The organism is Amycolatopsis sp. NPDC004079 (genome assembly GCF_040610415.1).
In the GTDB taxonomy this organism is placed as follows: Bacteria; Actinomycetota; Actinomycetes; order Mycobacteriales; family Pseudonocardiaceae; genus Amycolatopsis; species Amycolatopsis halotolerans.
The window spans coordinates 91,632-110,910 of record NZ_JBEXMH010000013.1 but is presented as its reverse complement, the minus strand read 5'-3'; the positions used below and the strand labels follow the sequence as shown (position 1 = coordinate 110,910).

Genomic DNA, 19,279 nt, shown 5'->3' with positions numbered 1-19,279 from the left:
GCATTCTGCTGCATGGACGCCGCCCTGACCACAACGCGGCAGGGTGAGGTTACTCGCAAGTAACTTAGCTTCCGCACGGGGTGCCGCAGGTGGCGGCGGATTTCCGCGGGCGGAGGGCTGGCCAGAAACTGCGCGAATGGACCCCTCGCGCGGTTTCAGCGGGGCACGAGGGGACCCCTCACGCCGGGTCCGCGATCACCACGCGGTTCTCCTCGTACCCGTCGCTCCCGCCGATCCAGCGTCCGCCGCAGGTCACCAGGACCACCCGATGCGGGCCGGCCTGCCCGAAGAGATCGTCGGCGCGGCTGGGCAGGTCGTTCTTGTGCACGGTGACCAGCTGGGAAATCCGGTACCGGCTCGTCTTGCCCGTGCGGTCCACGATCGTCACCACGCCGCCGATGCGCTCGCTCCACAGTTCCGAGAACGGGCCGGTCGCGCCGCGCCAGTTCACGTGGCCCGCGAACACGCTCGCGCCGCTGACCGCTTCCAGATCCGCGCCCCACCACGCCGCCTGACCGATGTCCGAAGGCACCGGAAGCGTGTTGCCCGGCCCGAGGTCCTGCCGCACCATCGCCGCCGTCCCGCCGCCAGGCAGCCGGATCGTGCCCGGCGCCTGCGGTCCCGGTTCCGGCGCTTGCCGATGCTCCGCGGGCGCGGCAGGCGGCGGTGGTGCTGCCGCCGAACTGCTAGGCGGCGCCGCACTGCTCGACGGCGGCGGCGCGGGAGCCACTTGCTGCGGGGAAGCAGCCGGTACGGCGGCAGCGGCCGGGAACGCGCTCCCGGCCACTGCCGTCGTCGGCGGCGAACTGATCACGACCGTCGCGAGTTCCACTGCCAGCACGCTTGCCGCGCCCAGCACGAACCCGCCGATCAGCCGTCCTTTTCCGATCATTGCCCTTGCTGCTTTCGATTACCGCCGGGCCGACCGCCGAGCGGCGAACCCGACCAGCGCCGAACCGACGAGCACCAGCGCCGCGAGACCCGCGATGCCGCCCGTGGAGAAACTCGTCTCGACCGTGCCCTTGGCCATCGTCACCGGCAGGTCGCCGGCGGGAATCGCGTGCGGCACTTCGTTCGGCGTATTGGCCACCGTCAGTGCGAGTGTGCCGCCCGGCGTCAGCGATCCGCACGCGGCGGGCGGGTTGTTCGGGTCGAACGCGTTGGTGTAGCCCGGCGGCGCGTTCACCTCGACCACGCAAACCTCTTGCGGTGCCAGCAGATTCTCGACGGTCGCGGTCCCGTTGTCGCCGCTGGTGGTGACCACGGCGGGCTGGCCGTCGGGCCCGTTGAGCGCCTTGCCGTCCTGACTGGTGGCCGCGGTCTTGCGGTCCTTGCCGGTGATCCGCAGGGTCGCGCCGCCGATGCCCTTGCCGGTCTTGGCATCGGTCTTGGTGACCTGCACCTTGCCCGGCTTTGCGACGGCGACGACGCCTTGGGCGGTCAGTTGCTTCTCGCCGCCGGTGCCGACGACGTTCTGGATTCCGTCCTTGGTGTTGACCGGGTTCTGCACCTTCGGCGTGTCCGCGGGCGCGGACAACGACGCGGCGAGTTTCGGCTGATCGCCGGTCGGCGTGACCTTCACCGTGACCGTGCCGTTCGCATCAGTCTTCAGCGTCGTGTCTTTCTGCGCGGCCTGCGGCGCGGAATTGCCGGAGGAAGAGTCCGAAGCCTTCTCCGTGTCCGTCTGCTTGTCCGGTTGGCCGACAGTCCCGTCGGTGGCGGTCAGCTTCACCGGAACGTCCGGGATGCCTTTGCCCTGGGAATTCTTGACCGTGACCGTCCAGGCCGCGGGCTGGCCGAGGTGCTGGTCGCCCTTCGGCGCGGTGACCGAGGCCGTCCACGGCCCGCGGTTCGCCACGGCCTCGGCCTTCATCTTGGCCACGTCGTCGGCTGCGGTCTTGGAAGCATTTGTGAGGTACGTGAGGTAGTCGGCCTCGGGATAGGCGACGTCCTTCTTGGGCAGGCTCGGGTCGGTGTCGCCGGGCTTGCGCGACGGGGCGGTCCACGAGTGGAGCAGATGAGCCAGCGCGGCGGCCTCATCGTTGTTCGTGGTGTTGCCGTAGCGCAGCAGAAGATACGAGATGTTGGCTGCGACGTCGGGCTTCAGCTTCTCGCCCCACTTCGTCAGCAGCTCCTGGCCCGGCTGGTATTCCTCGGTACTGTCCGGTGCCTTCAGGTGGAAGCTGACGCAGAACACGTTCTTGCCGCCCACCTTGTACGAGCCAAGCCAGTCGTAATGCTTGTTGGTCGGCGGGTCGATGAAGATTTTCTGCCCGACGCTTTGTTCAACAGCGGCAGCGGCCGGGGTCGCCCCCATTGCGGTTACGGAGAGTGCGCCGAGCAGTGCGGTCGCGACCAGCCCGGTGGCCGCGCGCCAGCGAGCGCGCGGGCGTGAGATCCACCCCATGGTGTGTTGGCTCCTTCGACGTGCCTGCCGACGCTTGAACGGCGTTCTCGCAGTTCACCTGATCGAACAACTCCCCGACACGCGTTCGGTCACTTCCCGGACACGCGATGTGAAGGTTCGCGGGTCACCATGGGAGTTGTCTAGAGACCATCGGGTGACCTGCGGTGAACGGTCGTGACCTTCATCGCCTACGGTGGCCGTAACGGGGGTCGCCCCACCCGTGCGGGTGATGAGTAAAATTGGCTTTACCCGAACGGGAACCAGCGAGCCGCCGCGGTCGTTGAACCCGATGCAAGGTGCCATAAAGTCCAGGAGGACAGGTGCGTTCCAGCAGCAACCCGGCGTTCCGCAATCTCCCGCGCGGCGCGGCCGCGACCGGGCAGTACGGGCCGAACGTCGGCTTCGACCAGCCCTACGGCCAGCCGCAGGGCCAAGGCGGCGTCCCGGGTTACGGCCCTGGCCAGATGGGTACCGCCTCCGCCGACCGTCCGATGACGGTCGACGACGTCGTCATCAAGACCGGCATGTCGCTCGGCGTCGCGCTCGTCGTCGGCGTGCTCACGGCGATCTGGGCGCAGTCCCAGCTCGTCCGCGATTCCCTCGGCAGGCTTTCGCCGAGCGGTCCGCTCCTCGGCGCGCTGATCGGCGGGCTCGTGGTGGGCCTCGTCGTGTCTCTGGTGATCATCTTCAAGCAGAAGCCGAGCGGTCCCCTCACGCTCGTCTACTCCGGTGCCGAGGGCCTGTTCCTCGGTGCGCTCAGCGGCCTGTTCGAGGTGTTCCTGCCGGGCATCGCCCTGCAGGCGCTCATCGGCACCGCGGGCGTGTTCGTCGCCATGCTGGTCGTCTACAAGACCGGTGCGGTGAAGGTCACGCCGAAGCTCACCAAGTGGATCGTCGGCGCGGTCGCGGGCGTGGCCATCCTGATGCTGGTCAACCTCGTCACCGCGCTGTTCTTCGGCTTCAACCCGCTGCGCGACGGCAGCCCGCTGGCCATCGTCTTCAGCCTGGTGGTCATCGGCATCGCCGCGTTCAGCTTCCTGCTCGACTTCGACCAGGCCGACAAGATGATCCGCGCCGGCATGCCCTCGAAGTGGGCCTGGTACGCCGCCTTCGGCCTGATGACCACGCTGGTGTGGCTGTACCTCGAGATCCTGCGTCTGCTGTCTTACCTGCGCGACTAGCTTCTCGCACAGGTTGCCGGGAAGGGGCGCTCCGCGTTACGCGGAGCGCCTTTTCTGTTTTTCTGCCCCGAACCTCTGCGAGCCCCCGCGACCGTCGTGTTGGATGTGCCCGGTCGGAATGTTTCTTTCGGGTTTGCGAGGTATCACGTGAGCGTCCCGCCGCACGGGCACGGACCGCAGCCGGGCTACGGCCAGAACGGGCCGTCGCCGTTCCAGCAGCACTACGGTCCGGGCGGGATGCCGCCGCGGCAGAGCCCGAAGCGAAACTTCCCGACCAGGACCGTGGTGCTCGTCGCCGTCGCGGTGGTGGTCGTGGCGGCTGGGGTCGCCATCGGGTTCTTCGCGTTCGGCAACTCGACCAGCAACACCCACGCCAGCGACTGCATGCACATCGAGAAGTCCGGCTCGACCACGACGACGAAAACCGTCGACTGCGCCGACCCCGGAGCGAACGTCAAGGTCGCCGTCGTCCGCGCCAGCCGGAGCGGAACCTGCCCGCACGGCGACTACTACCGCTACACCACCGGCGGCAAGAACCGCCGCGTGCTCTGCCTCGTTCCCAATGTGCAGCAGGGGGATTGCCTCTCCGGGCTCCAGACCGCCACGACGACCTACCAGAAGGTGCCGTGCACCGATCCGCAGAAGAACGCGGAAATCGTCAAGCTGGTACCCGGCGCGAAGGACCGTTCGGCGTGCGAGGGCAGTGGTTCGACCAGCGCCCGCTGGTACTCCGACCCCGAGGAAGCCATCTGCATCAAGAGCTGAGCCGGGGCGGTACAAAGGGGCCGTCCGGACGCCCGGTTTCGGCCGTTCGTCGCACTCCGTGGGACAGGCTGCGTCCAGGGCTCACCGGGACCTAACGTGGATCGCCGCCCGCCGCCGGGCGGGACCCGTTCATCCCCGACACCCCCAGGAGACGTGGTGGCGACCACCGATTCCCCTGTCGACGAGCGAAAACTGCTCGATTTCCCGACCTCCTGCGAGGCTCCGGCACCGAAACCGGAGGAGCCGGTCAAGATCGTCCCGCTCGCCGCCGCCGCGGTGCTCGCGGTCGGGCTGACCGCCTACGTCTGGGCCGCGCACGGTGCGAAATTCGGGGTCCTGCTCGTGCTCGGGCTGCTGCTCGGCCTCGCCCTTTTCCACTCCCGCTTCGGGTTCACGTCCGCCTGGCGGCAGCTGATCGCCGTCGGCAACGGACAGGGCCTTCGCGCGCACACCCTCCTGCTCGGCACGGCCGCGACGCTCGTCGCCCTCATCTGCGGCACCGGCGCGGGGCTCTTCGGCAGCAAGCCGGTGCCGGTGGCGAACGTCGGGCCGATCGGGCTCGCGCTGTTCGTCGGGGCCACGCTGTTCGCGATCGGCATGCAACTCGGCGGCGCGTGCGCGTCCGGGACGCTGTTCGCGGTCGGGGCGGGCCAGTCGACGATCGTGCTGACCCTCGGCGGTTTCATCACCGGATCGGTCCTCTACACGTGGGGCTACCCGCTTTTCACCGGCTGGCCGCAGGTTTCCGGATTCCTGCTGTCGGACCACGTCGGCTGGTTCGGCTCGTGGGCGATCACGATCGCGGTGCTCGTCGCGATCGTCTTCGCGACCCGGCTCGTGCAGAAGCGCCGCGTGCCGCCGCCGGTCGACACCGTGCCGACCGCGCGCGGGTTCGCCCGGATCTTCCGCGGCTCCTGGCCGATCCTCGCCGGTGCCGTCGTGCTCGGCGTGCTGGCCGGCGCGGTGTACCTGGTTTCCGGCGGGATCTGGGGCGTTACGAGCGCGTTCAGCCTGTGGGGCGCGAAAATTCTCCAGGTGTTCGGGCTGCACCCGGAGCAATGGGAGTTCTGGCAGCTGAAGGCGAACGCGACGTCGCTGTCCAAGCCGATCTGGCAGGACAAGACGAGCCTCACCGACATCGGCATCATGATCGGCGCGTTCGTCGCCGCGGCGGCCGCGGGCGCGTGGAAGATCCACAGCTCGATCCCGTGGCGCACCGCCGTCGCCGCGATTCTCGGCGGGATCCTGATGGGCGTCGGCGCGCGGCTGGCGAACGGCTGCAACATCGGCGCGTACCTCGGCGGCATTTCCGTCGGCAGCCTGCACGGCTGGCTATGGGGCGTGTTCGCGCTTTTCGGCACCTGGATCGGGCTGAAACTGCGGCCGTTGTTCGGTTTGGGCAACCCGGTGCGCACGGACAGTATCTGCTGAACCCCGTGGGGGCTTTTCGCAGGTCATCGTGACTGCGCGAAAAGTCCCCACGTATCTCTTCCGCCAGCGAAAAAGGCTGTGGAGCCGCTTGCCGTTCGGCTAGTCTGGAGCGCGCGCAAGGGGGAACCGCCGTCGTATTGTCGCGTCGCGGGCTTGCGCTTCACCACTAACAGATGGGGTTCCGCATGTCCGCACCAGCGACTCCGGCCGCGCCGGATGCCGGTGACAAACTCGACCGGGGAGTGCTGAAGGTCGCTTCCGTGGTGGTGCTCGGCGCCATCATGGCGATCCTCGACACCACCGTGGTCAACGTCGCGCTTCAGAAACTCACCATTCAGTTCACCACGTCCTTCGACACCATCCAGTGGGTCGCGACCGGCTACATGCTGGCGCTGGCGACGGTCATCCCGGTCACCGGATGGGCGTCCGACCGGTTCGGCACCAAACGGCTGTACCTGCTGGCGATCGGCACCTTCCTGGTCGGCTCGATGCTGGCCGGGCTCGCCTGGAACGTCGAATCGCTGATCGCGTTCCGCGTCGTGCAGGGCCTCGGCGGCGGCATGCTGATGCCCGCGGGCATGACGATCCTGACCCGCACCGCGGGCCCGCAGCGGATCGGCCGGGTGATGTCGGTACTCGGCGTGCCGATGCTGCTCGGCCCGATGTGCGGCCCGATCCTCGGCGGCTGGCTGGTCGACTCGGTGAGCTGGCGCTGGATCTTCTACATCAACGTCCCGATCGGCCTGATCGCCTTCGTGCTCGCGCTGAAGCTGCTGCCGAAGGACGACCCGGAACCGTCCGGCCGCTTCGACTTCCTCGGCATGCTGATGGTGTCGCCTGGCCTGGCGGCGCTGATCTTCGGGGTCTCGCGGATCCCGTCGACCGGTACCGTCACCGCGCTCGAGGTGTGGCTGCCCGCGCTGGCGGGGCTCGTGCTGCTGGTCGCGTTCGTTCTCCGCGCCCGGACGGTGGAGCATCCGCTGATCGACCTGAAGCTGTTCCGCAACCGGTCGTTCTCGGTCGCGATGATCACGATGGCCGTGTTCTGCATCGGATTCTTCGGCGCGATGCTGTTGCTGCCCACGTATTTCGTGCTGGTGCGCGGCGAAACCGCGCTGCACGCCGGTCTGCTGCTGGTGCCGCAGAGCCTCGGCGCGGTGGTGTCGATGCCGGTCGCCGGACGGCTGGCGGACAAGATCGCGCCGCGCAAGATCGTGGTGCCCGGCCTGGTGCTGATCGTCGTCGGCATGGTGGCGTTCACCCAGGTCACCGCGACCACGTCGTACCCGCTGCTGCTCGCCGCGCTGTTCGTCGTCGGGCTCGGCCTCGGCTGCACGATGATGCCGATCACCTCGGCCGCGCTGCAGACGTTGCAGTCCAAGGACATGGCGAAGGCCTCGACCGCGACGAACATCCTGCAGCAGACCGCGGGCGCGATCGGGTCCGCGGTGATGTCGATCATCCTGGCGGCGCTGCTCGCCGGGAAGTTCGGCGTCCCGACGAGCCAGGGCCAACTCGTCGCCACCGCGGCGACGATGAACCCGGCCACCCACGACGCCGCGGCCGGCCTCGCGGGCGAGTCGTTCGCGACGACGTTCCTGTGGGGCACGATCCTGCTGGCGCTGTGCCTGGTGCCCGCGTTCTTCCTGCCGAAGAAGCGCGTCGTGCCGACGGAGCCGGAATCCGGCGAGGTCGCCCCGCCGGTGCTGATGCACTGACGCTTCACCTGAGGAAAGGGCCGTCCGCGTTGCGCTCGCGGGCGGCCCTTTCTCATTGCTCAGGCGGAATTGCGCCCCCGAGGTCCGTGAGGGGAACCCTGAGGGAATCAGAGTCCTTCAGGGTTCCCCTCACGGACTTTCCCGGGAGCTGAGCCAGGCCGGGCCGGGCCGGGGATTCAGGAAAGCCGCTCCAGAACCATCGCCATGCCCTGTCCGCCGCCGACGCACATCGTCTCGAGGCCGAACTGCTTGTCGTGGTGCTGCAGGGAGTTGATCAGCGTCGAGGTGATCCGCGCGCCGGTCATGCCGAACGGGTGCCCGACCGCGATCGCGCCGCCGTTGACGTTCAGCCGGTCGAGGTCGATGCCGAGGTCGCGGTAGGACGGGATGACCTGCGCGGCGAACGCCTCGTTGATCTCGACGAGATCGATGTCCGAAATGGACAGTCCGGCGCGGGACAGTGCCTGCTTCGACGCCTCGACCGGGCCGTAGCCCATGATCTCCGGCGACAGCCCGGTGACGCCGGTGGACACGACGCGCGCCAGCGGCGTCAGGCCAAGCTCGCGCGCCTTCGTGTCGGACATGATCACGACAGCCGCCGCGCCGTCGTTGAGCGGGCAGCAGTTGCCGGCGGTGATCCGGCCGTCGGGGCGGAAGACCGGCTTCAGCCCGGACACGCCTTCGATCGTGACGCCCGCGCGCGGGCCGTCGTCCTTCGACACGACCGTGCCGTCGGGCAGTGTGACCGGCGTGATGTCCTTGGCCCAGAAGCCGTCCGCGATGGCCTTCTCGGCGAGGTTCTGCGACCGGACGCCGAACTCGTCCATCTCCTCGCGGGTGACGCCCTTGAGCCGCGCCAGGTTCTCCGCGGTCTGGCCCATCGCGATGTAGACGTCCGGGAGCTGCCCGTTCTCGCGCGGGTCCTGCCAGCTGTCCGCACCGGACTCGGCGGTCGCCTTGGTGCGCGCCTCAGCGTCGGCGAACAGCGGGTTGTGCGTGTCCGGCCAGGAGTCGGAGCTGCCGTTGGCGAACCGCGACACGGCCTCGACGCCCGCGGAGATGAAGACGTCGCCCTCGCCCGCCTTGATCGCGTGCAGCGCCATCCGGGTGGTCTGCAAGCTGGAGGAGCAGTACCGGGTGATCGTGCAGCCGGGCAGGTGGTCGTAGCCGAGCTCGACGGCCACCGCGCGGCCCATGTTGAAGCCGGACTCGCCGCCGGGAAGGCCGCAGCCGAGCATCAGGTCGTCGATGTCGGCCGGGTCCAGCTGAGGCACCTTGTCCAGCGCCGCGCGCACCATCTGCACGGCGAGGTCGTCGGGGCGCATCCCGACCAGCGAGCCCTTCCCCGCGCGGCCGATCGGGGAGCGGGCGGTGGAGACGATGACGGCTTCGGGCATGACAGACACATCCTCGGGTCGGCGGCACTAAGCGGTTGCTCACCATCTTGCCGCCTCCGGCGTCCGTCCGAAAGCCGAAGGCGACATGCACCACCCTGCGCCCGTGGGAGGATTTCCGTCGTGACAGAGCGCAACCGGGTGTTGTCCACGCGCACGATCGCGTGGTGGGGGACCGGCATCGTGCTGCTCGCGGCGGTCGCGGCGGCGTTGCTGCTGTGGCTGCTCGGCGGCGGCACCCCGGCGGATTCGTCGCGGCTCGACGCGTTGCGCACGGCCTCGAGCATCGTCGTCGGGACCGGCGGCGCGGCCGCGCTCCTGCTCGCCGCGCGGCGGCAGCGGTCCGCGGAACTGGATCTGGAACAGAAGGACCACGACGCCACCCAGCGCCGGATCACCGACATGTACGGCAAGGCCGCCGACCAGCTCGGCAGCGACAAGGCCCCGGTCCGGCTGGCCGGGTTGTACGCGCTCGAACGACTCGCCCAGGACCACGCGGACCAGCGGCAGACCATCGTCAACGTCGTCTGCGCGTACCTGCGAATGCCGTTGGACGGCACGGCCGAAGAGGTGCAGGTGCGCAAGGCCGCGCAGCGGATCCTGATGCTGCACCTGCGCCCGGGCGGCGGCGAGGAGCCGGCCGGGTCGTACTGGCCGGACATCGACCTCGACTTCTCCGGCGCGCGGCTCGTCGAGCTGACGCTGACCTACTGCCGGATCCGTTCCATCGTCTGCCACGAAACCACGTTCACCGAAGAATCGAAGTTTTGTTACACCGAATTCCGCACCAAAGCGGATTTCACCGATGCGACGTTCGAGAAACGCGCGGACTTTCGCGGCGTAGTCATCGGCGGCGAACGCGACGCATTCCGCGGCGCGAAGTTCGAACAGCACGCGGAATTCGCGGAGGACGCGCGAGTCCGGCTCGCCGGAGCCCTCGCGAAGCCCGGATACCGCCGCGGCTGGCCCGCCGGATGGGCGGAGGAACCCGGCGACGACGGCTGGCTCCGCCTGGTCCCGCGCTAGCCGGTCCGGCACCCGTCTGTTTAGGCTGGTCGCGTGGAGTACGCAGAACACATCGTGGACCTCGTCGGCAACACCCCGCTGGTCAAGCTGAACTCGCTGGCCAAGGGGCTCAAGCCGCTCGTGCTCGCCAAGGTCGAGTACGTCAACCCGGGCGGCAGCGTGAAGGACCGGATCGCGCTGCGGATGATCGAGGCCGCCGAGGCCTCCGGAGAGCTGCGCCCCGGCGGCACGATCGTGGAGCCCACCTCGGGCAACACCGGGGTCGGGCTCGCCATGGTCGCCCAGCGCAAGGGCTACCAGTGCGTGTTCGTCTGCCCGGACAAGGTGAGCGAGGACAAGCGCAACGTGCTGCGCGCGTACGGCGCCCGCGTCGTCGTGTGCCCCACCGCGGTCGCGCCCGAGCACCCCGACTCCTATTACAACGTGTCCGACCGGCTCGTCCGCGAGATCGAGGGCGCGTGGAAGCCCAATCAGTACGCCAACCCGGAGAACCCGGCCAGCCACTACCACTCCACCGGCCCGGAGATCTGGAAGCAGACCGACGGCAAGATCACGCACTTCGTCGCGGGCGTCGGCACCGGCGGCACGATCTCCGGCACCGGCAAGTTCCTGAAGGAGGTCAGCGACGGCCGCGTCCAGGTCGTCGGGGCTGATCCCGAGGGCTCGGTGTACTCCGGCGGCAGCGGGCGGCCGTACCTGGTCGAAGGCGTCGGCGAGGACTTCTGGCCGGAGACCTACGACCGGAACGTCGCGGACCGGATCATCCCGATCAGCGACGCGCATTCGTTCGAGACCACGCGCCGGCTCGCGACCGAGGAAGGCCTGCTGGTCGGCGGCTCGTGCGGGATGGCGGTAGCCGCCGCGCTGAAGCTGGCCGAGGGACTGACCGAGGACGACGTCGTGGTCGTGCTGCTGCCCGACGGCGGCCGCGGCTACCTCACCAAGGTCTTCAACGACGCCTGGATGTCGTCCTACGGCTTCCTTCCGCCGGACTCCTCCGGCGCGACCGTCGGCGACGTGCTGACCCGCAAGTCCGGCGCGCTGCCCAGCCTCGTGCACTCGCACCCGAACGAGACGGTCGCCGAGGCGGTGGCCATCCTGTCGGAATTCGGCGTGAGCCAGATGCCCGTGGTCAGCGCCGAACCGCCGGTCATGGCCGCCGAGGTGGTCGGCGCGGTCAACGAGCGCGACCTGCTCGACGCGCTGTTCACCGGCAAGGCCCAGCTCGCCGACCGGCTGGAGACGCACATGTCGCCGCCGCTGCCGACGATCGGGGCCGGCGAGCAGGTGAGCGCCGCGATGAAGGCGCTCGAAGGGGCCGACGGCGCGCTGGTGCTGATCGACGGCAAGCCGGCGGGCGTCGTCACCAGGCACGATTTGCTCGCGTTCCTCGCGGGCCGATAGGGCTAACCTCACGGCTGCCGGTCGGGGCGTCTTCGCGCGTCCCGGCCGGGCATCCGATAGCGTTACGGCCGAATAGAACTTTTTCGCGTCCTCGTCAAGGGGGTTCAAGACCCACATGAGTGCTCCGCAGCCACCGAACCAGCCCTGGGACGGCGGACAGCAGCCGCCGCAGGGCCCGTCGAGTGGTCCTACACCGCAGCAGGACAGTCCCTTCGGCGCGTCGGAGCCGACCCAGGTGGTCCAGCCGGGCCAGCCGCCGCAGCCTTCCCACGGCGGCGGCGCGTTCGGCGACACCCCGGAACCGACGCAGGTCGTGCAGCCGGGACAGCCGGCCGACGCGAACGCCACCCAGGTGGTCAACCCCGTGAGCGCCGAGGGCAACGCCGAGTCGACGCAGCTCGTCCCGCCGAGCCAGCAGCCGCAGAACATCCCGTACGCCCCGCCGCCGAGCGCCGCGGACAACCCGGCCGCGGTCGCCGGGTTCGGCGCCCCGCAGGGCTTCGGCCAGCCGGGTCAGCCCGGGCAGCCGGGTCAGCCGCCGCAGGGCTTCGGCCAGCCGGGCGGGTACGACCAGGGCGGCTTCGGCGCTCCGCCGCAGGGCGCGTTCGGCCAGCCCGGGCAGCCGGGTCAGCCGGGCTTCGGCCAGCCCGCTCCGTTCGGCGCGCCCGCCGCGCCCGCGAGCGGCGGCGGCAACGCGCTGTACGGCTACATCGCCGGCGGCGTCGTCGCGGTGCTCGGCCTGATCGCGCTGATCGTCTCGTTCAGCTACATGAGCGACACCAGCGACTACTCGAAGCTGTACGACAGCTCGAGCCGGTACCAGAAGCTGTTCGACGAGGCCGGTCTCGCTTCGCCGGGCACGCTCTGGCTGTACGTGATCATGATCCTGGTCGGCGCGGTGGTCGCGCTCGCGGGCGGCGTCGCGCTGGCGATGGCCTCGCGGGCGGCCGTGATGCGCAAGCTCGCTCCGATCGCGGTGCTGGTCGGCGGCGTGCTGTTGCTGCTGTTCTCGATCCTGGCGAAGTCCGGGACGTCGGTCAGCAGCTCCTTCGCCGACAAGTACGGCGGCGCGGGTTCCAGCGCGACGAGCGGCGGCGGCATGCTGACGCTGATCCTCGGCATCATCATCCTGATCGTCGGCGTGGTCGCGATCATCCCGGCGACCTCGCAGTACGTCGGCCTCGGCTCGTCCTCGGGCGGCCCCGGCGGACCGGCGGGCCCCGGCGGACCGCAGCAGCCGGGCGGCTTCGGCGGCGGACAGCCGGGCTTCGGCCAGCCGCAGCCGGGCGGCTTCCCGCCCCCGGGCGGACCCAACCCGGGCAGCGGGGGCTTCCCGCAGCCGGGCGGGCCGAACCCGGGCAGCGGCGCGAACCCGCAGCCGGGCTTCGGGCAGCAGCCGCCTCCTGGCTACGGCCAGCCGGGCCAGCAGCCGGGTTACGGCCAGCCGCCGCAGCAGCCGGGCGGTTTCGGCCAGCCGGGCCAGTACCCGCCGCCGGGCGGGCAGCAGCCTCCCCCCGGTTACGGCCAGCCGGGCCAGCAGCCGCCGCAGCAGTGGTGAGCCGCTGAATTTCCGCGAAGGGCGCCTCCGTCTCACGACGGCGGCGCCCTTCGTCGTTTCCGGTCCGTTTTTCGCGGGATTCCGGGAAAGGTGGTGGCCTTTTCCCAGTCGTTCCGGCAGCCGGGGGAATTGCGGCGCCCATGCGCTCGTGCCGGTCCCCAACCGCGCATTTCCGGGCTAGGGTGAGCGCCGTCCGAATCGCCTTCCCAGCCCGAGGGGGACCTCCCGTGAGCGGCCTGCACGGACTTCCGGCACGGCAGCGGGAACGGGAATCCCCCGTGGCGGATCCGGTGCCGTACCGGCCGAACGGGAGCACCGCGATCGCCGCCGGACTGTTCGGGCTGATCGCCGCCGTGACGTCCGGCTATCTTCCGGCAAGGCTGTTCCTCGACATTCCGTCCGGGTTCAGCCTCGGCGACCTCTCGCCGTTGACGCTCGCCGATCTCGCCGCGTACCTAGGCGCTTCGCTGTTGTTGCTGATCGGTGCCATCGCGACCTTTTTCCGTGCGACGGCAGGCGCGGTACTGCTTATCGCGGGCGCGCTGCTCGCACTCGGCGCGCTTCTGCTGGAGCCCGCGCTCGGCGGTTCCCCGGCGTACGTCGAATACTTCCGGACGCTGCTGCGCTTCGAAAGTTTCGCCGCGCTCGACCGCGTCGCGCTGACGGCCGCGGTGCTGCTGGTGCTCGTGCTGGCGGGGTTGCCGCGGACCTTCGGCTACCTGCGTTATCGCGTACCCGCGGTGCCTGCTTCGTCACCCTCGCGACAGTGGTAATTCCGCCCCGAAAACGGGACGGGCCTGGCACCATACAGGCATTCCACCCGCCGCCCGGCGGGAACAGATATACCGAGGACTCCCCGTGACCTACCCCCAGAACCCGCAGGGCCAGCCCCAGCAGCCGCAGAGCGGCCCGTTCCCCGGGCAGCCGTACCCGGCGAGCCAGCCGACGCCGGCCCAGCCGTACCCGGGCGCGCCGCAGCAGCCGTTCGCTCCGCCTGCCGCGGGCCAGCCGTACCCGGCCTACCCCGGCGGGCCTGGCGTGTACCAGCAGAAGCCGAACGGCGCGACCGCGATCATCGCGGGGATCCTCGCGATCCTCGGCGGCGTTTTCGCGATCATCGCGGTTGTCGGCCTGGTCATCGCGCTGTCGACGCTGCACATCACGGTCTGGCAGCTCTACTTGTCGCTCGTCGTGAACGTGCTGCTGGTCGGCCTGCTGTTCTTCGGCGGCATCGGGTTGTTCCTGCACAAGCCCGCCGCTCGGCTGTGCACGATCGTCGGTTGCGGATTGGTGATCGCGTTCAACGTCCTGAGCGTCGTCCTCGCCGGAGCCGCGGCCGCGGGATACGAAGACAGCGCGCGGCTGTTCGGGCGGGGCGTCGGCTTTACGCTGGTCGGGCTGATCCCGCCGATCGCGACCCTGGTGCTGGCGATCGTGAAGCCGACCGCCGATTGGGTCAACTACCGTCCGGGCGCACCCGCGCAGCAGGGCGCGTACCCGCCGCCGCAGCAGCAGGGCTGGTGACCCGCGGGGCTGCCGGTGCGATTTTGTACCGGCAGCCTCTCCCGCATGGTGAGTTGCCTCCCAGCTGATGGGATTGTCGGGGGTGCCCCGTACCCTGGGAACCATGGCCGACGACTACTCCGTCCTGGGTTTTGAAACACGCGCGATCCACGCCGGGCAGCAGCCCGATCCCCGCACGGGTGCCGTCATCGTGCCGATTTACCAAACGTCCACGTACGCGCAGGACGGCGTAGGCGGCACCCGCGACGGCGGCTACGAGTACTCGCGCACCGCGAACCCCACGCGGACCGCGCTGGAGGAAGCCCTCGCCTCGCTCGAAGGGGCCCGGCACACGCTGGCGTTCGCGTCCGGCATGGCAGCGTCCGACGCGGTGCTGCGCACAGTCCTGCGCCCCGGTGACCACCTGGTCCTGGGCAACGACGCGTACGGCGGCACGTTCCGGCTGATCGACAAGGTGCTCAGCCTGTGGGGCGTCGAGCACACGGTCGCCGACCTGAGCCGCATTGACGACGTACGGGCCGCGATGCGCCCGGAAACCAAGCTGATCTGGTGCGAGTCGCCGACCAACCCGCTGCTGGGCATCGCCGACATCGCCGCGCTCGCGGGTGCCGCCCACGACGCGGGTGCGAGGCTGGTCGTGGACAACACCTTCGCGACGCCGTACCTGCAAACCCCGCTGGCCCTCGGCGCGGACATCGTGGTGCACTCGACCACCAAATACCTGGGCGGCCACTCAGACGTCGTCGGCGGTGCGGTCGTCACCAATGAGGACGAACTGCGCGAGCAGCTCTTCTACCTGCGCAACGCCGCCGGTGCCGTCCCCGGCCCGTTCGACGCCTGGTTGACGCTGCGCGGTCTCAAGACGCTGGCCCTGCGGATGGAACGGCACAGCGACAACGCGGACTTGGTCGCCCGCACGTTGGCGAAGCACCCGAAGGTCACCAAGGTCTATTACCCCGGCCTCCCGGAACACCCCGGCCACGAAGCAGCGGCGAAGCAAATGCGCCGCTTCGGCGGAATGGTGTCCTTCCGCGTGGCAGGCGGCGAGGAAGCCGCACTGGAAGTCGCGTCCCGCACGAAGCTGTTCGTGCTGGCGGAGTCGCTCGGCGGGATCGAAAGCCTGATCGAGCACCCCGGGAAGATGACGCACGCCTCGACGGCTGGCTCGACCCTTGAGGTCCCGGAAGACCTGATCCGGCTTTCGGTGGGCATCGAGGATGGGCGCGATCTGGTGGCCGACCTTACGCAGGCGCTGGGCTGATCTTTTCCTCTCTGGGCGGGGCACCGGGCTGGTTTCTGGTGCCCCGTTCCTAGTTGGGGTTCGTCGTATGGCAGCCGAATCCGGGGTCCAGCGCGCGACTTCAGATGAGGTTGCTTGGCCCAAAGCTGCTCGCACGGCCCGAGTTATCGTTCGTCCCGCGGCGACCGCGGCAGCCTCCGCTGTCTCGGCGAATCCCGCGTGAGCCTTCGGCGGACCTTGCCATGACCGAAGTGGTCCGTCACGCGCAACCCGGTGCGTGGCTTCAGCCGCAGTCTGCCTGGTCAAAGCCGTTTGCTGTACCCAGTTCTTGCTCGTTCCGGGCGCTTCGGCGGCGGAATCTCGCTAATTCGCCGTCCCGGCGAATCCCGTGTGGGGGTTTCGGCGGAGCTTGCCGTGGTTGAAACGGCCCGTCACGCGCAACCCGGTGCGTGGCTTCAGCCGAAGTCTTCCCGGTCAAAGCCCATCGCCCCGGCGGCCGGGTTCTGTTGGATTCGTAGCCTCAGCGAATCCCAGGCGAGCTTTCGGTGGAGCCTGCCATGGCCGAAGCGGCCGTCGCGCGGAATCTGGTGCGTGGCTTCGGCTCAGCCCCTCGGTCAAACGCTGCCCGCCGCGCTGAGTTCTTGCCCGTTCCCAGGCGCTCCGGCGAAACCTGCGAACAACTTCCCCATCTCGCCTAACCCCAGCACCACCGAGCCAAAACCAGCGCCGCGGCCAGAGTCAGGGCTTGCTGTTCTCCCGCATCGCATTGGCCTGCCGGGTCCCGGGCGTAGCCGGGAGTTCGGTGCCGTTCACGCAGCCGCCGACCAGTTCGATGTGGTTGTCGTGCCGGATGTACTGGGCGGGGCCGGTGCAGGCGGCCGCTTCGACTGTCGCGAAGGCGGCTCCGGTGAGGGCCACCGCGGAGAGAATGCCCGCGGCGAGCGGCAGCAGACCGGTGCGGGACTGGGCTCGGGACTCGGCCCGGGCGGTGGTCCCGTGCTGCGCGCGTGCCATGGTCGCACTCCCTGATCATGTGTGGCTGCCGTTATCAGGGTACCGGTCCGGCGGGCGGCGCACCCCGGCCGTCCGTCGGTGGCATCATCGGCGCCATGGAACTGGTCAGCGTCGAGCGCATTCAGGAAGCTCGGAAGCTTCTCGAGGGCATCACCCGCGTCACGCCGATGGAGCATGCCCGCGACCTGCGCCGGCTGCACGGCGGCCCGGTGTACCTCAAGTGCGAGAACCTGCAGCGCACCGGCTCTTTCAAGATCCGCGGCGCCTACACCCGCATCCACGGCCTGACCGCCGAGGAACGCGCGCGCGGCGTCGTCGCGGCCAGTGCCGGCAACCACGCGCAGGGGGTCGCGCTGGCGTCGTCGCTGCTCGGCATCTCCTCGACCGTCTTCATGCCGCTGCGCGCTCCGCTGCCGAAACTCGCCGCGACCCGCGGTTACGGCGCGGAGGTTCACCTCCACGGTGCCGTCGTCGACGAAACCCTCGCCGAGGCCATCGCGTTCTCGGAGCGCACCGGCGCGGTCTTCATCCACCCGTTCGACCACGCCGACGTCATCGCTGGTCAGGGCACCGTCGGACTGGAGATCCTCGAACAGGTGCCGGGCGTGAAAACGATCCTCGTCCCCACGGGCGGCGGCGGGCTGGTCGGCGGCGTCGGAGCGGCGGTGAAGGCGCTGCATCCGGAGATCCGCGTGATCGGCGTCCAGGCCGAAGACGCCGCCGCGTATCCGTCCTCGCTGGAGACCGGCGCGCCGGTCCGGCTGCGCGAGGTGCACACGATGGCGGACGGCATCGCGGTCGGCGAGCCGGGCAAGATCAGTTACGCGCACGTCCAGTCGCTGGTCGACGACGTCGTGACGGTCACCGAGGAATCCTTGTCGCGCGCGGTATTGCTGTGCCTGGAACGACGAAAGCTGGTCGTGGAACCGGCCGGTGCCGCTTCCGTGGCCGCGCTTCTGCAGCACCCCGGTGCCTTCGAACCGCCGGTGGTGGCGATCCTCTCCGGCGGCAACGTGGATCCCGTTCTGCTGCAACAGATCATCCAGCACGGCATGACCGCCGGCGGCCGCTATCTGAAGCTGCACCTGCGTGTGCCGGACCGTCCGGGCTCGCTGGTTTCGGTGCTGTCGTGCGTGAAGGAGCTGGGCGCGAACGTCCTCGACGTCGAGCACTCCCGCATCTCCGGCAGCCTGGCGCTCGGCGAGGTCGACGTCGCCCTCGCCCTGGAAACCCGCGGCCCGGAGCACTGCAAGGACGTCGAAGCCGCCCTCGCCGACGCCGGGTTCACGATCGTCGACTGAGTGTCTACTGTGGACTCTCCGGCAGCCGGAGGCTGAACCACAGCGGGAGGTAGTCCTCGTCGCGCGGGTACAGCTCCTGGTCCAGCGCGTAGTCCTCGGGCCGGGGCGGCGTGTGGAAGGCCGGTTCGTCGTCCTCGTCGAAGCTGGCCTGGTAACTCGACGGTGCGTCGATGACCAGCGAGAGCGTGTACCACGTGCCCCGGCCCTGGACGTACTTGCTGCGCCGCAGCTGAGCCAACGGCTTCGACAACTCCCGCGCGACGGGCACCTGCTGCGTGCTGCCGTCGGCCATTCGCGCGCCGCACGCGAGGTTCGCGTGCCTGCCCAGCGTCATGAAGTCGAACACGATCTGCTGCCATCCCTGCGGAGCCGTCGCTGCGAGTGCCGTCGCGATCTCGCTCAACAGCTCGTCGGGATCCCGCGGCGCACTCTGCGGTTCCGGACGGCTCTCCTCGGCGGGCGGGCTGGTCATCGCCGCCAGCATCCGGTCCCGCGTCGCTTCGTCCACCTCCGGCACGGTGTATCCGGCCGCCCGGATGTGCTCGACCAGCTCCGGATCCGGCGAAATCCCGTGCTCACGCAGGTAATAGCCGACCGCGCCGGGCCACACCCAGCTGCCGTCGGTCCGGAAGTTCAGCGGAACAGCGTCCGTGCGGGACGGATCGAAGGCGTCGGTGTCGTTGCTGCGAGAAGCCAGGATGACCGGCGCGCTGTCGAGATAGCCGAGCACTCGTTCGCGCTCCTCGGGCGACAACGCTTCTCGCTCGACGACCGGATTCCCCGCCTCGTCGAACCCGTCGTAGACGCGCGGAGTGCGCAGCTCGCCTGCCGGTTTCCCTTGGGAGGCAACGACTTCCGGATCGGAAGTTTCGGCAGCGATCTCGGCCGCCGCGACTTCGCTGGGCTCGGACTGCGCCTCGTCTCCAGCGGATGCCGGGATAGCAGCGGCTGTTTCCGCGAGGGACGGGGAGACGGCCTGCTCCGGAGCAGGCGTGCTGGGCGCGTCGACGGGAAGCGCGGGAACAGATTGCGCGGGCTCTGCAGGCTGTTCCGCACCGGGCAGCGCGGGAGGCGTGACGGCTTCGTCCGTGGGAAGCGCAGGAACAGGCTGCGCAGTGTCCGCGGCCTGGCCTGCACCGGGCAGCGGTGGAGACGTGCTCGGCTCGTCCACGGAGAGTCCGGGGACAGCGTCCGCGGCCCGTTCGGCACTGGGAAGCGGTAGAGACGTGCTCGGCTCGTCCACGGAGAGTCCGGGGACAGCGTCCGCGGCCCGTTCGGCACTGGGAAGCGGTAGAGACGTGCTCGGCTCGTCCACG

At 69.6% G+C, this 19,279-nt stretch carries 15 protein-coding genes and 1 pseudogene; 11 read left to right on the top strand and 5 right to left on the bottom strand.

Annotated elements, in window-relative coordinates; translation table 11 throughout:
* Positions 1-178 precede the first annotated feature (178 nt).
* Both ABZX37_RS16520 and ABZX37_RS16515 read right to left on the bottom strand, forming a co-directional pair.
* Positions 179-892, bottom strand: coding sequence for a class F sortase (locus ABZX37_RS16520; protein WP_354740239.1), 714 nt, complete (start codon positions 890-892; stop codon positions 179-181).
* Between the two features lie 18 nt (positions 893-910).
* Positions 911-2,407: a SpaA isopeptide-forming pilin-related protein gene (locus ABZX37_RS16515; protein WP_354740237.1), complete on the bottom strand. Its 1,497-nt coding sequence runs from the start codon at positions 2,405-2,407 to the stop codon at positions 911-913.
* 320 nt (positions 2,408-2,727) lie between these two features.
* Between ABZX37_RS16515 and ABZX37_RS16510 the strand changes: the two genes are divergently transcribed.
* From ABZX37_RS16510 to ABZX37_RS16495, 4 genes are all read left to right on the top strand, one after another.
* A complete protein-coding gene (locus ABZX37_RS16510) occupies positions 2,728-3,588 on the top strand; it encodes a Bax inhibitor-1/YccA family protein (protein ID WP_037816748.1) in 861 nt (286 codons plus the stop codon).
* Between the two features lie 147 nt (positions 3,589-3,735).
* Positions 3,736-4,353 (top strand): hypothetical protein, encoded by a 618-nt coding sequence (locus ABZX37_RS16505; protein WP_354740235.1) that lies wholly within the window; start codon positions 3,736-3,738, stop codon positions 4,351-4,353.
* Between the two features lie 156 nt (positions 4,354-4,509).
* The gene (locus tag ABZX37_RS16500) at positions 4,510-5,784 is read left to right on the top strand and encodes a YeeE/YedE family protein (RefSeq protein WP_354740233.1); all 1,275 of its coding nucleotides are present in this window, start codon (positions 4,510-4,512) and stop codon (positions 5,782-5,784) included.
* A gap of 185 nt (positions 5,785-5,969) precedes the next feature.
* Positions 5,970-7,502, top strand: coding sequence for a DHA2 family efflux MFS transporter permease subunit (locus ABZX37_RS16495; protein ID WP_354740231.1), 1,533 nt, complete (start codon positions 5,970-5,972; stop codon positions 7,500-7,502).
* 176 nt (positions 7,503-7,678) lie between these two features.
* On the opposite strand, the gene ABZX37_RS16490 is transcribed toward ABZX37_RS16495, so the two are convergent.
* On the bottom strand, positions 7,679-8,899 hold the full coding sequence (locus tag ABZX37_RS16490; protein WP_354740229.1) for an acetyl-CoA C-acetyltransferase: 1,221 nt from the start codon (positions 8,897-8,899) through the stop codon (positions 7,679-7,681).
* Positions 8,900-9,019: 120 nt separating this feature from the next.
* Between ABZX37_RS16490 and ABZX37_RS16485 the strand changes: the two genes are divergently transcribed.
* From ABZX37_RS16485 to ABZX37_RS16460, 6 genes are all read left to right on the top strand, one after another.
* Complete coding sequence (locus ABZX37_RS16485) at positions 9,020-9,922, top strand: pentapeptide repeat-containing protein (RefSeq protein WP_354740227.1); 903 nt, start codon at positions 9,020-9,022, stop codon at positions 9,920-9,922.
* Between the two features lie 33 nt (positions 9,923-9,955).
* Positions 9,956-11,326 (top strand): cystathionine beta-synthase, encoded by a 1,371-nt coding sequence (locus tag ABZX37_RS16480; protein ID WP_354740225.1) that lies wholly within the window; start codon positions 9,956-9,958, stop codon positions 11,324-11,326.
* A gap of 115 nt (positions 11,327-11,441) precedes the next feature.
* The gene (locus ABZX37_RS16475) at positions 11,442-12,884 is read left to right on the top strand and encodes a hypothetical protein (protein ID WP_354740223.1); all 1,443 of its coding nucleotides are present in this window, start codon (positions 11,442-11,444) and stop codon (positions 12,882-12,884) included.
* A 227-nt stretch (positions 12,885-13,111) separates the two neighbouring features.
* Positions 13,112-13,657 carry a hypothetical protein gene (locus ABZX37_RS16470; protein WP_354740221.1) on the top strand — a complete coding sequence of 182 codons (546 nt, stop codon included), beginning with the start codon at positions 13,112-13,114 and terminating at the stop codon, positions 13,655-13,657.
* Between the two features lie 85 nt (positions 13,658-13,742).
* A complete protein-coding gene (locus tag ABZX37_RS16465; protein ID WP_354740219.1) occupies positions 13,743-14,408 on the top strand; it encodes a hypothetical protein in 666 nt (221 codons plus the stop codon).
* 103 nt (positions 14,409-14,511) lie between these two features.
* Positions 14,512-15,669: a cystathionine gamma-synthase gene (locus tag ABZX37_RS16460; protein WP_354740217.1), complete on the top strand. Its 1,158-nt coding sequence runs from the start codon at positions 14,512-14,514 to the stop codon at positions 15,667-15,669.
* 717 nt (positions 15,670-16,386) lie between these two features.
* Here ABZX37_RS16460 and ABZX37_RS16455 read toward each other — a convergent pair.
* Positions 16,387-16,662 carry a hypothetical protein gene (locus ABZX37_RS16455; protein ID WP_354740215.1) on the bottom strand — a complete coding sequence of 92 codons (276 nt, stop codon included), beginning with the start codon at positions 16,660-16,662 and terminating at the stop codon, positions 16,387-16,389.
* A gap of 95 nt (positions 16,663-16,757) precedes the next feature.
* Here ABZX37_RS16455 and ilvA point away from each other — a divergent pair, with 95 nt between their 5' ends.
* A complete protein-coding gene (gene ilvA, locus ABZX37_RS16450; RefSeq protein ID WP_354740213.1) occupies positions 16,758-17,963 on the top strand; it encodes a threonine ammonia-lyase in 1,206 nt (401 codons plus the stop codon).
* Between the two features lie 4 nt (positions 17,964-17,967).
* On the opposite strand, the pseudogene ABZX37_RS16445 reads toward ilvA, so the two are convergent.
* Positions 17,968-19,279 (bottom strand): annotated as a pseudogene (locus tag ABZX37_RS16445) (hypothetical protein); the annotation flags it as partial.

Bases quoted from the DNA above. Each gene is read 5' to 3' on its own strand.
- ABZX37_RS16520 (WP_354740239.1), bottom strand. From the start codon at position 892: ATGATCGGAAAAGGACGGCTGATCGGCGGGTTCGTGCTGGGCGCGGCA.
- ABZX37_RS16515 (WP_354740237.1), bottom strand. From the start codon at position 2,407: ATGGGGTGGATCTCACGCCCGCGCGCTCGCTGGCGCGCGGCCACCGGG.
- ABZX37_RS16495 (WP_354740231.1), top strand. From the start codon at position 5,970: ATGTCCGCACCAGCGACTCCGGCCGCGCCGGATGCCGGTGACAAACTC.
- ABZX37_RS16490 (WP_354740229.1), bottom strand. From the start codon at position 8,899: ATGCCCGAAGCCGTCATCGTCTCCACCGCCCGCTCCCCGATCGGCCGC.
- ABZX37_RS16475 (WP_354740223.1), top strand. From the start codon at position 11,442: ATGAGTGCTCCGCAGCCACCGAACCAGCCCTGGGACGGCGGACAGCAG.
- ABZX37_RS16460 (WP_354740217.1), top strand. From the start codon at position 14,512: ATGGCCGACGACTACTCCGTCCTGGGTTTTGAAACACGCGCGATCCAC.
- ABZX37_RS16455 (WP_354740215.1), bottom strand. From the start codon at position 16,662: ATGGCACGCGCGCAGCACGGGACCACCGCCCGGGCCGAGTCCCGAGCC.
- ilvA (WP_354740213.1), top strand. From the start codon at position 16,758: ATGGAACTGGTCAGCGTCGAGCGCATTCAGGAAGCTCGGAAGCTTCTC.